This is a genomic window from Betaproteobacteria bacterium (genome assembly GCA_016709965.1).
GTDB lineage: Bacteria > Pseudomonadota > Gammaproteobacteria > Burkholderiales > Rhodocyclaceae > Azonexus > Azonexus amarohabitans.
This window is the reverse complement of record JADJLT010000006.1, coordinates 898,105-912,905: the sequence shown is the minus strand read 5'-3', so window position 1 is coordinate 912,905 and position 14,801 is coordinate 898,105. Positions and strand designations below refer to the sequence as shown.

Sequence of the window (14,801 nt, the reverse complement as noted above, 5' to 3'; positions counted from 1 at the left end):
AGCGCGCAACGACGCGACGGACATGCTGAGCAAAGTACCGGAAGTCACGCTGATCTTCTGGATCATCAAGATCGCTGCCACGACACTCGGCGAAACCGGCGGCGATGCCGTATCGATGTCGATGAATTTTGGCTACTTGCTTGGCACGGTCATATTCGCGGCAGTTTTTATCGTGACGGTAGCCGCCCAGATCAGGGCAAAGCGCTTTTACCCCAGCCTCTATTGGACAACCGTCATTGCCACGACAACAGTCGGTACGACGCTGGCGGATTTCGCCGACCGCTCACTGGGCATAGGTTACGCCGGCGGGTCCAGCCTGCTGTTCATCCTGCTCATGACATCGCTTGCCGTCTGGTACAGGACGCTCGGTTCGGTCTCGGCGGATAGCGTTGGCTCGCCGAAATCGGAAATGTTTTATTGGGCGACCATCATGTTTTCCCAAACGCTGGGGACGGCGCTCGGCGACTGGACGGCGGATACGGCAGGCCTTGGCTACAAGGGTGCGGCCGTCGTCTTCGGCGCATTGTTGCTGCTTGTTGTCGGGGCTTATCTGTGGACCCGCATCTCCCATACCGTGCTGTTCTGGGCGGCCTTCATCCTGACCCGTCCGCTCGGCGCCGTGGTTGGAGACTTTCTCGACAAGCCGGTGGCCGCCGGCGGCCTGGCCTTGAGCCGCTATACTGCATCAGCGGTGTTGCTGGGATTCATCTGGCTGTGCATTGGACTCTTCCGGCAACGCTCCGCCGGGCAAGGCGCCCGCGTTTCCGGCAACGAAATTTCTGCCGTATTTGAATGAAGAAGGGCTGGGCTAGAGGATGCGCATTCTGCTGGTTGAAGACGATCCGATGATTGGCGAAGCCTTGTCCGTTGCGCTCAAGGACGCTGCCTACGCGCTGGACTGGGTGATGGACGGGGAAGCAGCCGATGCCGCCCTGAGAAACGGCGAGCATCAGGCTGTCCTGCTGGATTTGGGATTGCCTAGGCGCGATGGTCTGGAAGTGCTCCGCCGTTTGCGCCAGAGTGGCAACACGGTGCCGGTCATTGTCATTACCGCGCGCGACGGCATTGACGACCGGATCAAGGGCCTTGATTTTGGCGCGGATGACTATCTGGTCAAACCATTTGACGTCAATGAATTGCTGGCCAGACTGCGGGCGGTCATCCGCCGCCAGGGGGGACAGGCAACGACCCTGTTGAGCAACGGCAAAGTCAGCCTCGATCCGGCGACCAAGGAGGCGCGATGCGGCGATATTGTCGAATTGCTCAGCGCGCGCGAATTTGCCCTGTTGCATGCCTTGCTCTTGCGTCCCGGAACGATTCTGGCACGCGCCGATCTCGAAGAACGGATTTACGGGTGGAATGAAGAAGTCGAAAGCAACGCCGTAGATTTCCTCATCCATGGCGTGCGCAAAAAACTGGGCGCCGACATCATCAAGAACGTACGCGGTGCTGGCTGGATGGTGGACAAGACATGCAAGACATGAACCGCTCGCTGCAACGCCATCTCTCCTTGATGCTCGGCATGGCCATTGTGTTGGCAGGCCTGGCCGCGACTGTCGGGTCATTCATATTGGCCTATGGCGAAGCCAAGGAATTTCAGGATGACACGCTGCGCCAGATTGCCGTCCTGTCCGCAAAAAATGGGACGCAGAACTCACCCAGAGGCGCCAGCGACAGCGCCATCAACGATCCGGAATCACGCATCCTGATCTTTCGGGTGACCAAAGAGGCTCGCCCGGCATGGCTGGCCAAGGATTTGCCGTCTGGTTTCCATACCCTGAATGCCATGGGCGAAGAGTTACGCGTATTCGTTGGCGACGGTTCGTCTGAACCCTTGACCGTGGTCGCCCAACCAACCGAAGCACGTAACGAAATAGCCATCAACAGCGCCCTGCGCACGCTGATTCCTTTGCTGCTCCTGTTTCCCTTGTTGACCGGGCTGGTCGTCCGGATTGTTCGCCGGGAATTTGCCCCGGTCAGCAGACTGGCTCACAGCCTCGACACGCAAGCGGCAGATCGCCCCAGCCCCATTGCTGAAGCCGAGCTGCCGAGTGAAGTCATTCCTTTCGTTCAAGCCATCAATCGCCTGCTCGGTCGCACCAATCACTTGATCAACCAACAGCGGCGCTTTATCGCCGATGCTGCCCACGAATTGCGCAGTCCGCTAACGGTCCTTTCACTGCAAGTGCAGAACCTGCATCAGGCAAACTCCCTCGCCGCCATGCACGAGCGCATCGCCCCCCTGCAGACAGGCATCGATCGCGCCCGGCAGTTGACCGAGCAATTACTGAGTCTGGCCCGAACCCAGGCCACTGAGAGTGTAGGTGGCGTTGTTGATGTTTCGGCCCTGGCCCGCGAACTGATCGCCCACTATCTGCCGGCGGCCGAGGCCAAAGGCATCGATCTCGGCCTTGAGGAAAAAGGCACGCTTTCGATGTCGGCGGAACCGGAGGCGCTGCGCTTGATGCTAGGCAATGCGCTGGAGAACGCCATCAAATACACCCAGGCAAATGGCGAAGTAACGCTCCGCTTGGTCAATGACGCGGCAACGATAGTCATTGAAGTTATCGACAATGGACCAGGCATTCCGCTTGCCGAACGCGAACGGGTGTTCGACGCCTTCTACCGCATACCAGGAACGGCAGAAACCGGCAGCGGACTCGGCCTGGCTATCGCGCTTGAAGCGACGAATCGCCTGGGAGGCGTCGTTAGCCTGGATGAAGGCCCGAATCGCCAGGGACTGGTTTTCCGCTATGCACAAAGGCGGCAGCAACCCTGATCAGTTAATTGGCTTGCTGACGGGATCTGCTCAAGGCGAAATTGTAGCCAAAAGCACGGCTGCTTTATGATCGTTATACCAACAGTGTTCGGCTATCTGCCATATGCCAGCATTGGGCAAAAGAGAAGCCCTTAAAATGCCTGCGAGTGGCCGGCCAGCGTGGCGTAATTTTGCTGTTCGCCATTTTTCATTTTCAGACATTTTTTCCGGTTGACCGTAGCAATCTGCTTCGCGAGCTCCGGAAAGTGGCGCAGCACTATTGGTGCCACGCCAATAGAGGATGCTGGGCGTAATCGGTACTTTCTTTGTTAGCTCCTTGCCCTCGCCTCGGAAATACGCTGCCTGACTGGGAAGCGCTCAGACAGCGCGATAGTTCACGACAGGGCGCGAGGTAGCGATGTGGGTCGTTGCGTCGGGAATGACCGCGTCACGGTCAACCGGAAAAAACGTTGAAAATTGAAATACGGGCGATGGCTTAATCCCGGGCGACGGGGATCGACAGGCAGAGGTGGGCGCCGCCGGTCGTCGAGGCTACTGGCCGCAGCCAGCCGCCGTGCAGCGTGGCGATCCGTTGTGCGATGGCCAGGCCGAGGCCGCCGATACCGCCGCCCGGCCGGGCCATGGGTGGGTCGCGCAGCGACTGCCCGCAGTCGAGCCGGCGCAGCAACTCGGGGGGCAGGCCCGGGCCGTCATCCTCGACGACGATCTGTGCGTCGCCGGCGTTGGCCGCCAGTCGCACGCGGACACCTTGCGACGCCGGGGCATGACGCAGAGCATTGTCGATCAGGTTGGTAAGGGCGCGTTCGATCAGGCCGACATCGCCATCAATCTCGACCCGCCCGGGCGCCGGACCGCTCAGACTGACGCTGGGCAAGCGGCTGGATAACGAAAATTTATGCACGGTGTCGCTGACCAGTTCGTCCAGGCAAAAGCGTTCGCAGTGCGCCACCTGCTCGGTCGATTGCAGCGCAGCCAGCTCGAACAATTGTTGCGACAGGCGCCGTACCTTGTTGCTCTGGTCGAGGGCTGCGGCCAGTTGGCGCGCGCGCCCGGCCGCCGGCGCATCGCCGGCCAGTGCTTCGAGATGGCCGTGCAAAGCGGTAAGCGGCGTTCGCAAATCATGCGCCACACCGGCCATTTCCTCACGATGCGCCTTTGCCTGCGCGGTTTCGCGGACGCGGGTTTCTTCTAGGCGCTGCGTCAGGTCGTCGAAGGCCACGGCGATGGACTGTACCTCGTCGTCCAGTGGCGACCACGGCCGCGATGCGGTGGGTCCGTCTTCGCGCCCGAGCCGGTAGGCGGCGATGCGCCGGGACAAATGGCGGAGCGGCCGGCTCAATTTTCTGAAGAACAGGGCACCGACCAGGGCCATGATCAGCATGCCGACGAGCCCGGTCAGGCCGGCGGCGAGCCAGGCCGGGCGAGTGCTCATGGCGCCGATCCGGCGTTCGACTGCCTGCCCGCCAAGCACGACGTAGAGGTAGCCCGGCGCGCTGGCAGCGTCCGCCCCGGGGGGTAGCGCTGCGACGCTGAAGACGCGATGTTGGCCGAAATCCATGGGATCGGTGCCAAAGAGTGGCAGCGCTTGTCCGGATAGGAAAGCGCGGATGGGTCCGAGCTCAACCTGCTTTTCGCGAACCAGCGACTGGTCGCCGATATAGGCTTCGATGTGCCCGCCAGCATCGAGCAGATAGACCTGAATGCCCGGGTTCACCGTCATCAACATGGTGAGCAGGGCATCGCGTGCCCGCTGGTCGGCCAGGTCGCGTGCGTGATCGGCCACCTCCGGCCAGTGTTCGGCGATATGTCCGGCCAGCCCGTAAGACAGACGCTGCAGGCTCTCCTCTTCGTAATGGCGCGCCGTGTGGCGAACGACCAGGGCGACAAACGCGCCGTAGGCGATGAGCAGCACGGCGATCACAATGACAAGCACAACACCGATGGAGCGTGTCCGCCGCGTCATGCCGGCACGCCGTCGAAACGGTAACCAACGCCCCAGACGGTGACGATGAAGCGCGGCGCGCGGGCATCGTCCTCGATCTTGCCGCGCAGGCGGTTGATGTGCGAATTGACGGTGTGTTCGTAGCCGTCAAAGCGGCTGCCCCAGACATGCTGCAGCAACTCGTCGCGGCTGTAGGCGCGCCCGGCGTGCTGGACAAGAAAGAGCAACAAGTCGAATTCGCGCAGGGTAAGCGCAATGATCGCGTCGCCCCGGCGCAATTCGCGGCGCTGCGTATCGAGCACGAAGGTGCCGAAACGGCACAGCGTAGCCGCCGGCGGCGCAACGGCCTTGAGCAGATCAACACGACGCAGCAAGGCACGGATGCGGGCGATCAGTTCGAGCATCGAAAACGGCTTGGCCAGATAATCGTCAGCCCCCAGCTCCAGCCCGAGCACGCGGTGGGCCTCGGCTGAGCGGGCGCTGAGCATGATCACCGGCACATCGGGATGGCGGGCTCGCAGGTGGCGGCAGACATCCCAGCCGTCGGCACCGGGCAGCATGAGGTCAAGCAGGACGAGATCCCAGCGCTGCCGGTCGATGGCCGCCATGGCCAGCAGGCCGTCGGCCTCCCGGTGCGCCGAAAATCCGGCCTGGGTCAGATGCACGGCCAGCGCATCGGCGATTGCGTCGTCATCTTCGACAACCAGCACATCCTTGCTCATCTTTTGTCTGCCACCCGTGGAAAACCAGGTGGCAGATTATCACCATCGCATCGGTGAATCAGACACTCAGCCCGCCCGATTTTGCGCGGCGACGACGCGCAATGGCAGAAACAACCGCCAGGCCGGCCAACATCATGGCGTAGCTTTCCGGTTCCGGCACTGCTGCCACGGCAAACGAGATGCGGTATACATCGCTGGTGGCCGTCAGATTGCTCCGGAAGGTGTAACCCGCCGCCGTGGTCAGCCCGTTGAAAGCGGCCAGCTCGGCAAAGTTGTGGGCGACGACCGAATGCTGGTCAGTATGCAATGCCGCATTGCCGACAAAGGCGGCCGAGGCGGGATCAAATACCTCCGAACCGGCATCCCAGATATCCGTGGCCTTGAGCGTGATGCTCGCCGTCGTCAGCTTGCCGGCCGCATCAAACAGACGATAGGCGGTTGGCGAATCGTTGCCGATGAAGAAGTCGTTGCTCGGCACCACCATCGCGCCGAAGCTGAAGTAGCTGTTGTTTGCCGTATTCACGGTAAAGGTGGCGGAGGCGGAGCCGCTCGGCAGCAACACGCCACCGATGGCGCCAATGACCGCGCCGGGGTCGGCCGCGGCAAAAGCCGGCTGCCAGGCCGAACCGGAACCCAGCTCGGCAACTGGCACGATGGCCGCGCTGGCCACGCTGCCGATATTGAATGCATCGAAGCTGCCATTGCCAAAGCCGACCTGCAGAGGGCCGGTTGCATAGCCGTTGGCCGCCGACAGGTTTTCGACCGTCACGGTCAGTTGTTGCGTCGCCGCGTTGGCCGACGCCGCCATCGCCAGCGCCAAGGCGCCGGCAGCGCTTGCGCGCAGTGCAAATTGGATCGGTTTCATCTGGATTCTCCGTGTGAGGTTGGGTGCTGCGGCCTGCGAACTGCGATGACCACGGCATCATCGTAGGCAGGAGACTTCCCGGAACTATCGCGAAATGTTCACCGAACGGTGATCTTTGCGTGAATGGCCAGTCGCCAAAAAAGAAATTTCAAATTTCGCCGTTTTTTTCGGTTGACCGTAGGAAGCCCCCGCCCCTAGAGCGGTGGCAGCCCGTGACGCTGGCGAGCCCGGTTGCAGGCCGCGTGTTCAGTATCGAACTCCCGGCAGGGCGATGGCCGGCCTTCGTAGATCGTGCAGCTCACCGCCTGGCCGATTTCGCCGGCCAGCGCCACACATCGCGGCGCAGCGCTGTCGGTGCCGCACAGGCGAACGATATTGGCGGTAACCGGCACCGTCATCGACAAGGGCACGCCCTCACCCCAGGCAAAGGCGCCGCCGGCCAGCTCGGCCGGATGAAAATCGACACGAAAGCTGGCGCAGCAGGCGCCGCAGGATTGGCAAACGCTCATGGCAGGCTGACTCGACAGCGCCACAGCTCGTGGCCGGAGGCGAGGTATTTCTTTTCGAAGGGCGTCATTGGATCATCGGTTTGCCACGGCTCGGCAACGACAGTCTGGCCGCTGAGCAGCGTCAGGGCCTGCGCCATTTCTTCGATATAGATGTGCCAGTTGCTGCGACATTCCACTTCGCCGCCCAGTTCGCGCCAGACGGGAAACACGGCATGGCCCTGCCAGCGCCGCGCCAGATGGCCGATCTTCGGCCACGGGTTCGGATAGAGGTTGTAATGGCGGGCAAGGCGAATGCCGCTATCGGCCAGCAGGCGCCAGAAATCGACCAGATCGGCGCGGATCAATACTGCATTGGCCGGCATGGGCAGCGGTTTGCCGCGGCTGATGCGGTCAAGCGACTGATCGATACCCAAAACAAAATGATCCGGGAAGGTTTCAGCGATGCGCTGGGTGCTCCAACCCACACCGCAGCCGGCATCGAGGATCAACGACGCCTGCGGGTTCCAGGCATCGCGCGCGGCCAGCGCCACCGCCAGCGCTTCGCGGTTGTAATCTGCAATCGGTTTCTGAAACGGGTGCGCCATGTGCTTGAGCACGAGCGCTTCCAGATCCTGATGCGGCCCGTTCTGTGCGCTGGAAATGAAGCGGGAATTTCCTGCTATCGCGCCATCCATCATGCCGCCAGTTGCTCTTTAGTCACGAGGCCTTCCTCGATCATCGCCGCATCGATGTCCGCCGCCCCCTTGATCGGCCGCAAACGCTCGTAAAGCACCTCGGCCTCGGGATAATTTCGCCGCATCATGGCCAGCCACTGCTTGAGCCGGCCGCCGGCATGCACCGGTACCACTTTCTTGCGCACGCCCAGCCAGTAGGTGGCCACAGTCGGCCGGATTTCTTCCCAGCCCCCGCTTGCCTCGCCGCGCACGCGCCGCGCCAGCAGTGGGTCGGCCACGGCACCGCGGCCGATCATGATGTCGGCGCAACCGGTCGCCTGCTGACAGTTGCGAAAATCTTCCACCGTCCATACCTCGCCATTGGCAATCAACGGAATGTGGATGGCGTCCCGCACCTTGTCGATCCACTCCCAGCGCGCCGGCGGACGGTAGCCATCCACTTTGGTCCGGCCATGCACGATCAGTTCGTTGATGCCGGCAGCTTCCAGCGCCTGGGCGCAATCGATGGCCCGGCTGGTGTCGTCGATGCCGAGACGCATCTTGGCGGTGAATGGAATGTGGGCCGGGACGACAGCGCGCACGGCACTGGTGATTTCGTTCAACAACTCCGGCTCGCCAAGCAAGGCCGAACCACCGCGATGGCGAAACACCGTCGGCGCCGGGCAACCAAAATTGATATCGACCCCGGCCGGGTTCAAGGTCACCAGCCGGCGGGCGTTTTCCGCCATGAAATGCGGGTCGGAACCGAGCAGTTGCACGCGCATCGGCGTACCCGTCCGCGTCTTGCTGCCATTCAGCAGTTCCGGACAAATCCGCTCGTAGGTCTTGGCCGGCAAAAGCGTGTTCGAAACCCGGACAAATTCGCAAATTCCCCAGTCGTACCCGCCGATGTCCGTCAGCACGCCGCGCAGCAAATCGTCGGCGAGCCCTTCCATCGGGGCAAGAAGAATGCGGGACATCGTTTATTCCGGGCAAGGCGTTGAAGTGGCGCGCATTATAATCCCGCCCATGCTGCGCTTCGTTCTCGATACCAACGTCGTCCTCGACCTCTTCCACTGGGGCAATACCGATGCCGTGCCGATCATGGCCGCGCTGGAGGCAGGAAACATTGAATGTTTTGTCGACGCGCGGACGCTGAACGAACTGAAGCGCGTACTGACCTACCCGCAACTCAAGCTGACGCCGGACATGATGGCCGAGCGCTATGCCCGCTACAGCGCGCTGGTCCAGGTTTTCCCCGAAGGCGAAGCGCCGAAACTGCCGCGCTGCAAAGACAGGGACGACCAGAAGTTTCTCGAACTGGCCGCCCGTTGCAACGCCAATTTGCTGGTCAGCAAGGACAAGGCCCTGCTCTGCCTGCGCGGGCGAACGACGCTGGGCTTTCAGATCGTCAAGCCGGCGGCGGCTTCAGCGTTGCTGGCTAGCTAAAATAACAAAAAAATGTACAAATTCAGTCGTGAATTGATACAATTAGCACATATGATATTTCACAATATCTACATGAAGGATGCCTTGTAGAAATCTGCGCAAGACCTCCCGATGGCAAAGGAGAACGAGGATGCCGAATATCGTCTGGATGCAAGCGGGTGCCTGCAGCGGCGAAAGTATGGCCCTGCTCTGTGCTGACCGGCCCAGTCTCGAAAACCTGCTGCAGCAATACGACCTCAAGCTCCTGTGGCACCCCTCGCTGACGGCCGATGCAAGCTTTGGGCAGGTGCTTGAAGCCATCACCAGCGGCCGCGAGAAAGTCGACATTCTGTGTATCGAAGGCAGCCTGATGACCGGGCCGGACGGCTCAGGTCAGTACGACACCTGGAAAGGCCGCGCCAAGATCGACATCATTCGAGAAATCGCCCCACTGGCGACCCATGTTGTGGCCATGGGCACCTGCGCAGCTTTTGGTGGCGTCCATGCGGCCGGGCCAAACCCGACCGATTGCACCGGCCTGCAATACCTCAAAGACCAGCCCGGCGGACTGCTCGGCACCGAATGGCGTGCCCGCAGCGGCCAGCCGGTGATCAACGTCGCCGGCTGCCCGGCCCACCCGAACACCATGACTAAGGTGCTGGCCATGCTGGCTGACGGCGAATCGCTCAAGCTGGATGTGCTCAACCGGCCAACCGCCTTTTTCTCCAGCCTCGTTCATCAGGGCTGCACCCGCAACGAATATCACGAGTACGACATTGAAGACGAGGTACTCGGTGGGCGCGGCTGCATGTTCTTCAGCCTTGGTTGCCGCGGCCCGCAAACCGTGGCGCCGTGCAATACCGAACTGTGGAATGGTCACAGCAGCAAGACGCGCGCCGGGGTGCCCTGCTTTGGCTGTACATCGCCAGACTTTCCATCGAACCGTGATCTTTTCGTCACCCCAAAAATTGGCGTCGTGCCGAAATTCCTGCCGCTCGGTGTGGCCCGCGCCAAGTACATGGCCTACAAGAACCTGGCCCGCGCGGCAGCACCCGAGCGCGTGATCAACCGAGAGATGGAACCATGACCCGCGTCACTGTCGATATCGATCTCAATCGCGTTGAGGGGGACCTTGAATTCCAGCTTGACCTGGAGGATGGCGTAGTCGTCGATGCGCGCTGCATCGGCACCTTGTACCGTGGTTTCGAACAGATCATGATCGGCCGTGCCCCACGTGACTCGCTGGTCATCACGCCGCGCGTCTGCGGTATCTGCGGCACCGCCCACCTTTACGCCGCGACGCTGGCGCTGGAGCAGATTGCCGGCATCACGCCGCCCGCCCACGCCGTACACGTTCGCAACCTGTGCCTGATGGCCGAAACGCTGCAAAGCGATCTCCGCCAGACTTTTCTCTTTTTCACACCGGATTTTTGCAACCCGCTCTACGCCAACCACCCGCTGGCCGCTGAACTGGCTGACGCCTTCGCCCCGCTCAAGGGCAGCGTCGTGCGTGGCTGCCTGAAGAGCACGCGGGAACTGATCGGCATCGTCGCCATTTTTGGCGGTCAGTGGCCACACTCGACCTACATGCTGCCCGGCGGCATCACGCAGCCAGCCAACAGCCGCCGACTGCTCGATACCCGCGACATTTTGGCCAAGGTACGCGAATGGTTCGAGCAAACCGTCATCGGCGGCAATCTCGACGAATGGCTGGCGCTCGACACTGGCGAAGCCCTGTTCCGCTGGATGGCCACCAGCCCGGCCCGCGAACGCAGTGCCCTCGGCCTGTTCAATCGCTTTGCCCGCGACATCGGCCTGCACAAGCTCGGTGCCGGCACGGGTCATCTGATGAGCTTCGGCGTTAACCATCATCCCGACGGCTCGGGCAGCGAATTACCAGCCGGCTTTTTCAACGCCGATACGCAGCAAGTCGAGGCACTCGACCATTTGCAGATCAACGAACACGTTCGCCACAGCTGGTTCTTTGATTACCCGGGCGGACGCCACCCATGGGAAGGCGAAACCATCCCCGACCACCAACCGGGCACTGATCGCTACACCTGGGCCAAGGCGCCACGCTATGGCGACAAGGTGGTGCAGACCGGTCCGCTGGCTGAGTTGCGCATCGCTGGCGAAGCCCTCATTTGTGACCTGCTGGCCAGCGAAGGCGACAACACCTGGCTCCGCCAGTTCGCCCGCCTGCGCCGGGCTGGCTGCTTGCTGAATGCTGCGGTCAACACGATAAATCAGCTAAAAACGAAACTTTCCGAGCCGCATTTCATCGATCCGCATATCGATGTCTGGCCAGATGGCGAAAGCTACGGCATGGTCGAGGCGGCGCGTGGTTCGCTTGGCCATTGGCTACGCATCAAGGATGGGGTGATCGACAAATACCAGATCGTCACACCCACCGCCTGGAACGCTTCACCGCGCGATAGCGCCGGCCGTCACGGTCATTGGGAACAAAGCATCATTGGCCTGCGGGTGCCCGACCCGGAAAACCCGGTGGAGATCGGTCACATCGTCCGCTCCCATGACCCGTGCCTGGTGTGCACCGTACATTTCATTGGCAGCCATAAAAAAACGCATTTCAATGTCTGAGCGTTTCCGCATCCTGTGCTTTGGGAATCCGCTTCACGGCGACGACGGATTCGGCCCGGCTGTCAGCCTCGCTTTACGCCGCATGCTATTGCAAACGCAGGTCGACATCATCGATTGCGGGACCCGCGGCATTGATGCTCTGCATTTTTTTGAAAACTGCCAGCACGTCCTGATCATCGACGCCATGGCGGGCCAGGAAGCCGGACGCCTCCACCTGCTGGCGGCACACCAGATACCGATGGAGAATTCTGGTAGCGGGGGCCATGGTGCCGGCGTGGGCTACCTGTTGGCAGCGGTTCGCGAAACCATTGCCCACCCGCCTCAAATCGACGTGATTGCCGTCGAGATCGGAAGTCCACGCGCATTCTCGCCCGGCCTGTCTCTCGAGGTTGCCGCCGCCGTTGCGGAAGCAACCGAACTGATCCGAACCCGCTGGGCATCCGTCACTTGCGGCCACGCCTGCGAACTCGGTGCAGAACTGGATGTGCTGCGACAAGCCAATCACGCCCTGGAAGCCGAACTGATCACGAGCACCGAAGCGCTCGAACTGCTGATCGCGGAGCAGGAAGCTCAGCAGGATGAATTGCAGCATCGTTCGCAGGAACTGGCTCAGTTGCACGGCGCACTGGAGCGCGCAATCGGCACCATGGCCGAGATATTTGTCATGCTTGGCCCGGATGGCCGCATCACACGCGCCAATAGCCTGCTGACCCAGGAGCTTGGCTACACGCAGGAAGCCATGGTTGGCAGCTATTTCGAAGCGTGTCTGCCCGAATCCGGCCGCGACCAATTGCGCAGCCTGTTGCCAGCCAACCGTGGTACCCCGCTGCTGCTCAACGCCATTCGTGCTGCCGGTGGGCACTTTGAAGCCGAGCTGAATTTCCGGCACGCCAACGCGCTTCCCGGCAGCGAAGCCGAAACCTTGCCCTACCTCGTTCACGCCAGCCTGATCCACAGCCATGCCGGCAAGCTGGAAGGCGCCGTTGTCGTTTCCACCAACATCGCTGCACTCAAGGCCCGGGAAAAGGCCTTGCGCGAAAACGAGCGCAAACTGCATGAAACCGCCGAGGAATTACGCAATCACCGCGACAATCTGGCAGCGATGGTAGAAGAGCAAACGTATGACCTGCGTACCGCCAAGGAGCAAGCCGAGGAAGCTAACCGGGCAAAAGGGGATTTCCTGTCGAACATGTCGCATGAGGTGCGTACGCCGCTTACCGCCATCCTGGGCCTGTCCGATCTCTGCTTGTTGACGCCGCTGAATGCGCAACAGGGACAATATCTGAGCAAAATCCGCCTGGCCGCCAATCACCTGTTGGTGATCATCAACGACATTCTCGATTTTTCGCGCCTCGAAGCCGGGAAGCTGGGCATCGAACAGGTTTTTTTCAACCTGCCAGGCTTGTTCGAAGAAATCACTGACCTGCTGATCGATCGCATAGAAGAAAAAGGGCTGGAGCTTTGCATCGACATTTCCGCCGATGCTGCCGGCAGCGTTATTGGCGATCCGCTGCGCATCAAGCAGATCATCATCAATCTGCTCGGTAATGCCATCAAGTTTTCCACAAAAGGCACGCTCCGCCTTGGTTGCAGGCTGGAACCTGGCACGGATGGCACGGCAGCAGTCCACATTTCGGTTGTCGATGAAGGCATCGGCATTTCAATGGCCGAACAGGAAACCCTCTTCTCCGCATTCAGTCAGGGAGACACATCAACCACCCGGCGATACGGTGGCTCCGGACTGGGGCTGGTCATCTCCAAACGGCTCGTCGAACTGATGGGCGGGCGCATCTGGCTGGAAAGCGAAACCGGTCGCGGCAGTACCTTCCACTTCACGGCCAACGTCGGGATAGCACCGAACACCCCACTACCGATAGTCGAGCTCCGGAATAATCTCGCGCCCTTTGCTCACCGCTCGGTACTGATCGTCGACGACAACCCGCTACTAGCTGAAAATATCGCCGGGCAATGTCAGCAACTTGGCCTGCCCGCAGAAATCTGCCGTGATGGTGAATCCGCACTGACCATGCTTGGTCAACCATCGGCCAATTATCTGGCAGTGCTGATCGACGGGCGGATATCCCTAGGCATGAACTGTACTGAAACCATGACGGCGATAGGCCATGCCTTTGGCAAACAGGCCCCCGCAATCATCCTGCTCGCCCCCCACAACGCTGCCACCCTGCACATCACGGAAAGTTTCCCGGCCGCTGTCATGTTGCTGAAGCCGAGCAGTTTGAAGCGGCTCTATTCGGCGCTGGCCATTCCGCTCCAGTTACCGGCCATCGCCTCGTTGCCTCCAACCACCCGGGCGCTTGATTTTTCCTGTGTTATCCATTTAAAAAATGCCAATATCCTGATCGTTGACGATATCGAACTCAATCGCGATTTAATGCAAGAGCTGCTCGGCGCGGCAGGCTTCAAAATCCGGCTGGCCTCCAACGGGGTGGAAGCCATCGCAGCCATCCGCCAGCGTCGTCCGGACCTAGTGTTGATGGACTGCCAAATGCCGGTCATGGACGGCTTTGCGGCCACCCGTCAGCTGCGCTCAGACCCCGCCTACGCCAACCTGCCTATCATTGCGCTGACAGCTGGCGTGCTGGAACATGACAGACAGCAATGCATGGCGGCTGGCATGAATGCCCACATCACCAAGCCCGTCGATCTCGACAAACTGCTCCACCAGATTTCTGCCTTGCTCTCTCCGCAACTCACACCAGGCGCGCCAGCTGCCGAGTTGCATGGTTTGCCATTCCGTACAGTGAATGGATCGCCACTCCAGCCCCAAAGCCTTCCAGAAATTCCCGGCGTCAATATCGAGAAGGGATTAAAACTGATGGGCAACAAGGTTAACTTCTATCGTCAGATGTTGATCAAATTCAGGGACAGCTATGGTGTCGATTTTGCGACCAAAATGCGTACTGCGCTCACCAGCGGACAGCTCACGGAAGCCCAGCGCCATGCCCACACCATCAAAGGCATCTCCCGCAATCTCGGCATGGAAATACTGGGTGATCTTTCTGCCACCGTCGAATCAGAACTGAAAGACGTTGAACCTTGCAACCTGCCGCAAAACCTGGAAGCCTTGTTATCCGAGTTGCACCAAATCACGGAATCGCTAAAGGTACTGGATTGAAACTACGACCAGCCGCAAGTTGCCATCACCCATTGCGGAACCGCGAAGGCTAACGCCATTTCCAAGGCAAAAACTGACGCTCACGGTCAACCGGAAAAAACAGCAAAAATCGAAATTTTTCTGATGCATGGAACTGGTTACAACTGACTCTTTCGAGGAGGCGCTG

At 60.6% G+C, this 14,801-nt stretch carries 13 protein-coding genes; 7 read left to right on the top strand and 6 right to left on the bottom strand.

Features of this window, described 5'->3' with window-relative positions:
* Positions 1-22: 22 nt before the first annotated feature.
* The 3 genes from IPJ12_18800 to IPJ12_18790 are packed head-to-tail and all read left to right on the top strand — an operon-like array spanning position 23 to position 2,779.
* Positions 23-796, top strand: a complete 774-nt coding sequence (locus tag IPJ12_18800) for a hypothetical protein (protein ID MBK7649145.1) — start codon at positions 23-25, stop codon at positions 794-796.
* Positions 797-815: 19 nt separating this feature from the next.
* The gene (locus IPJ12_18795; protein MBK7649144.1) at positions 816-1,484 is read left to right on the top strand and encodes a response regulator transcription factor; all 669 of its coding nucleotides are present in this window, start codon (positions 816-818) and stop codon (positions 1,482-1,484) included.
* Positions 1,481-2,779, top strand: a complete 1,299-nt coding sequence (locus IPJ12_18790; GenBank protein MBK7649143.1) for a two-component sensor histidine kinase — start codon at positions 1,481-1,483, stop codon at positions 2,777-2,779. The genes IPJ12_18795 and IPJ12_18790 overlap by 4 nt, the downstream gene beginning before the upstream one ends.
* 475 nt (positions 2,780-3,254) lie before the next feature.
* Here IPJ12_18790 and IPJ12_18785 read toward each other — a convergent pair whose 3' ends face one another.
* The 6 genes from IPJ12_18785 to IPJ12_18760 all read right to left on the bottom strand — a co-directional run bounded on the left by IPJ12_18785 (position 3,255) and on the right by IPJ12_18760 (position 8,450).
* The gene (locus IPJ12_18785) at positions 3,255-4,742 is read right to left on the bottom strand and encodes a sensor histidine kinase (GenBank protein ID MBK7649142.1); all 1,488 of its coding nucleotides are present in this window, start codon (positions 4,740-4,742) and stop codon (positions 3,255-3,257) included.
* A complete protein-coding gene (locus IPJ12_18780; protein ID MBK7649141.1) occupies positions 4,739-5,443 on the bottom strand; it encodes a response regulator transcription factor in 705 nt (234 codons plus the stop codon). Before IPJ12_18780 ends, IPJ12_18785 begins: the two co-directional genes overlap by 4 nt.
* A 58-nt stretch (positions 5,444-5,501) precedes the next feature.
* Positions 5,502-6,308, bottom strand: a complete 807-nt coding sequence (locus IPJ12_18775) for a spondin domain-containing protein (protein ID MBK7649140.1) — start codon at positions 6,306-6,308, stop codon at positions 5,502-5,504.
* Positions 6,309-6,502: 194 nt separating this feature from the next.
* Positions 6,503-6,817, bottom strand: a complete 315-nt coding sequence (locus IPJ12_18770; protein ID MBK7649139.1) for a YkgJ family cysteine cluster protein — start codon at positions 6,815-6,817, stop codon at positions 6,503-6,505.
* The gene (locus IPJ12_18765; protein ID MBK7649138.1) at positions 6,814-7,491 is read right to left on the bottom strand and encodes an SAM-dependent methyltransferase; all 678 of its coding nucleotides are present in this window, start codon (positions 7,489-7,491) and stop codon (positions 6,814-6,816) included. The genes IPJ12_18770 and IPJ12_18765 overlap by 4 nt, the downstream gene beginning before the upstream one ends.
* Complete coding sequence (locus tag IPJ12_18760) at positions 7,491-8,450, bottom strand: tRNA-dihydrouridine synthase (GenBank protein ID MBK7649137.1); 960 nt, start codon at positions 8,448-8,450, stop codon at positions 7,491-7,493. The genes IPJ12_18765 and IPJ12_18760 overlap by 1 nt, the downstream gene beginning before the upstream one ends.
* Positions 8,451-8,499: 49 nt before the next feature.
* Here IPJ12_18760 and IPJ12_18755 point away from each other — a divergent pair, with 49 nt between their 5' ends.
* From IPJ12_18755 to IPJ12_18740, 4 genes are all read left to right on the top strand, one after another.
* Entirely contained in the window at positions 8,500-8,919 is a 420-nt protein-coding gene (locus tag IPJ12_18755) for a putative toxin-antitoxin system toxin component, PIN family (GenBank protein MBK7649136.1), read from the top strand.
* Positions 8,920-9,049: 130 nt separating this feature from the next.
* Positions 9,050-9,985 carry an NADH:ubiquinone oxidoreductase gene (locus IPJ12_18750; GenBank protein MBK7649135.1) on the top strand — a complete coding sequence of 312 codons (936 nt, stop codon included), beginning with the start codon at positions 9,050-9,052 and terminating at the stop codon, positions 9,983-9,985.
* Positions 9,982-11,499, top strand: a complete 1,518-nt coding sequence (locus IPJ12_18745) for a nickel-dependent hydrogenase large subunit (GenBank protein ID MBK7649134.1) — start codon at positions 9,982-9,984, stop codon at positions 11,497-11,499. Before IPJ12_18750 ends, IPJ12_18745 begins: the two co-directional genes overlap by 4 nt.
* Positions 11,492-14,635 (top strand): hydrogenase maturation protease, encoded by a 3,144-nt coding sequence (locus IPJ12_18740; protein ID MBK7649133.1) that lies wholly within the window; start codon positions 11,492-11,494, stop codon positions 14,633-14,635. The genes IPJ12_18745 and IPJ12_18740 overlap by 8 nt, the downstream gene beginning before the upstream one ends.
* Positions 14,636-14,801: the final 166 nt, after the last annotated feature.

Coding starts and splice junctions, on each gene's coding strand:
- IPJ12_18770 (MBK7649139.1), bottom strand. CDS start 6,817: ATGAGCGTTTGCCAATCCTGCGGCGCCTGCTGCGCCAGCTTTCGTGTC.
- IPJ12_18760 (MBK7649137.1), bottom strand. CDS start 8,450: ATGTCCCGCATTCTTCTTGCCCCGATGGAAGGGCTCGCCGACGATTTG.
- IPJ12_18765 (MBK7649138.1), bottom strand. CDS start 7,491: ATGGATGGCGCGATAGCAGGAAATTCCCGCTTCATTTCCAGCGCACAG.
- IPJ12_18750 (MBK7649135.1), top strand. CDS start 9,050: ATGCCGAATATCGTCTGGATGCAAGCGGGTGCCTGCAGCGGCGAAAGT.
- IPJ12_18755 (MBK7649136.1), top strand. CDS start 8,500: ATGCTGCGCTTCGTTCTCGATACCAACGTCGTCCTCGACCTCTTCCAC.
- IPJ12_18745 (MBK7649134.1), top strand. CDS start 9,982: ATGACCCGCGTCACTGTCGATATCGATCTCAATCGCGTTGAGGGGGAC.
- IPJ12_18780 (MBK7649141.1), bottom strand. CDS start 5,443: ATGAGCAAGGATGTGCTGGTTGTCGAAGATGACGACGCAATCGCCGAT.
- IPJ12_18800 (MBK7649145.1), top strand. CDS start 23: ATGCTGAGCAAAGTACCGGAAGTCACGCTGATCTTCTGGATCATCAAG.
- IPJ12_18785 (MBK7649142.1), bottom strand. CDS start 4,742: ATGACGCGGCGGACACGCTCCATCGGTGTTGTGCTTGTCATTGTGATC.
- IPJ12_18775 (MBK7649140.1), bottom strand. CDS start 6,308: ATGAAACCGATCCAATTTGCACTGCGCGCAAGCGCTGCCGGCGCCTTG.
- IPJ12_18740 (MBK7649133.1), top strand. CDS start 11,492: ATGTCTGAGCGTTTCCGCATCCTGTGCTTTGGGAATCCGCTTCACGGC.
- IPJ12_18790 (MBK7649143.1), top strand. CDS start 1,481: ATGAACCGCTCGCTGCAACGCCATCTCTCCTTGATGCTCGGCATGGCC.
- IPJ12_18795 (MBK7649144.1), top strand. CDS start 816: ATGCGCATTCTGCTGGTTGAAGACGATCCGATGATTGGCGAAGCCTTG.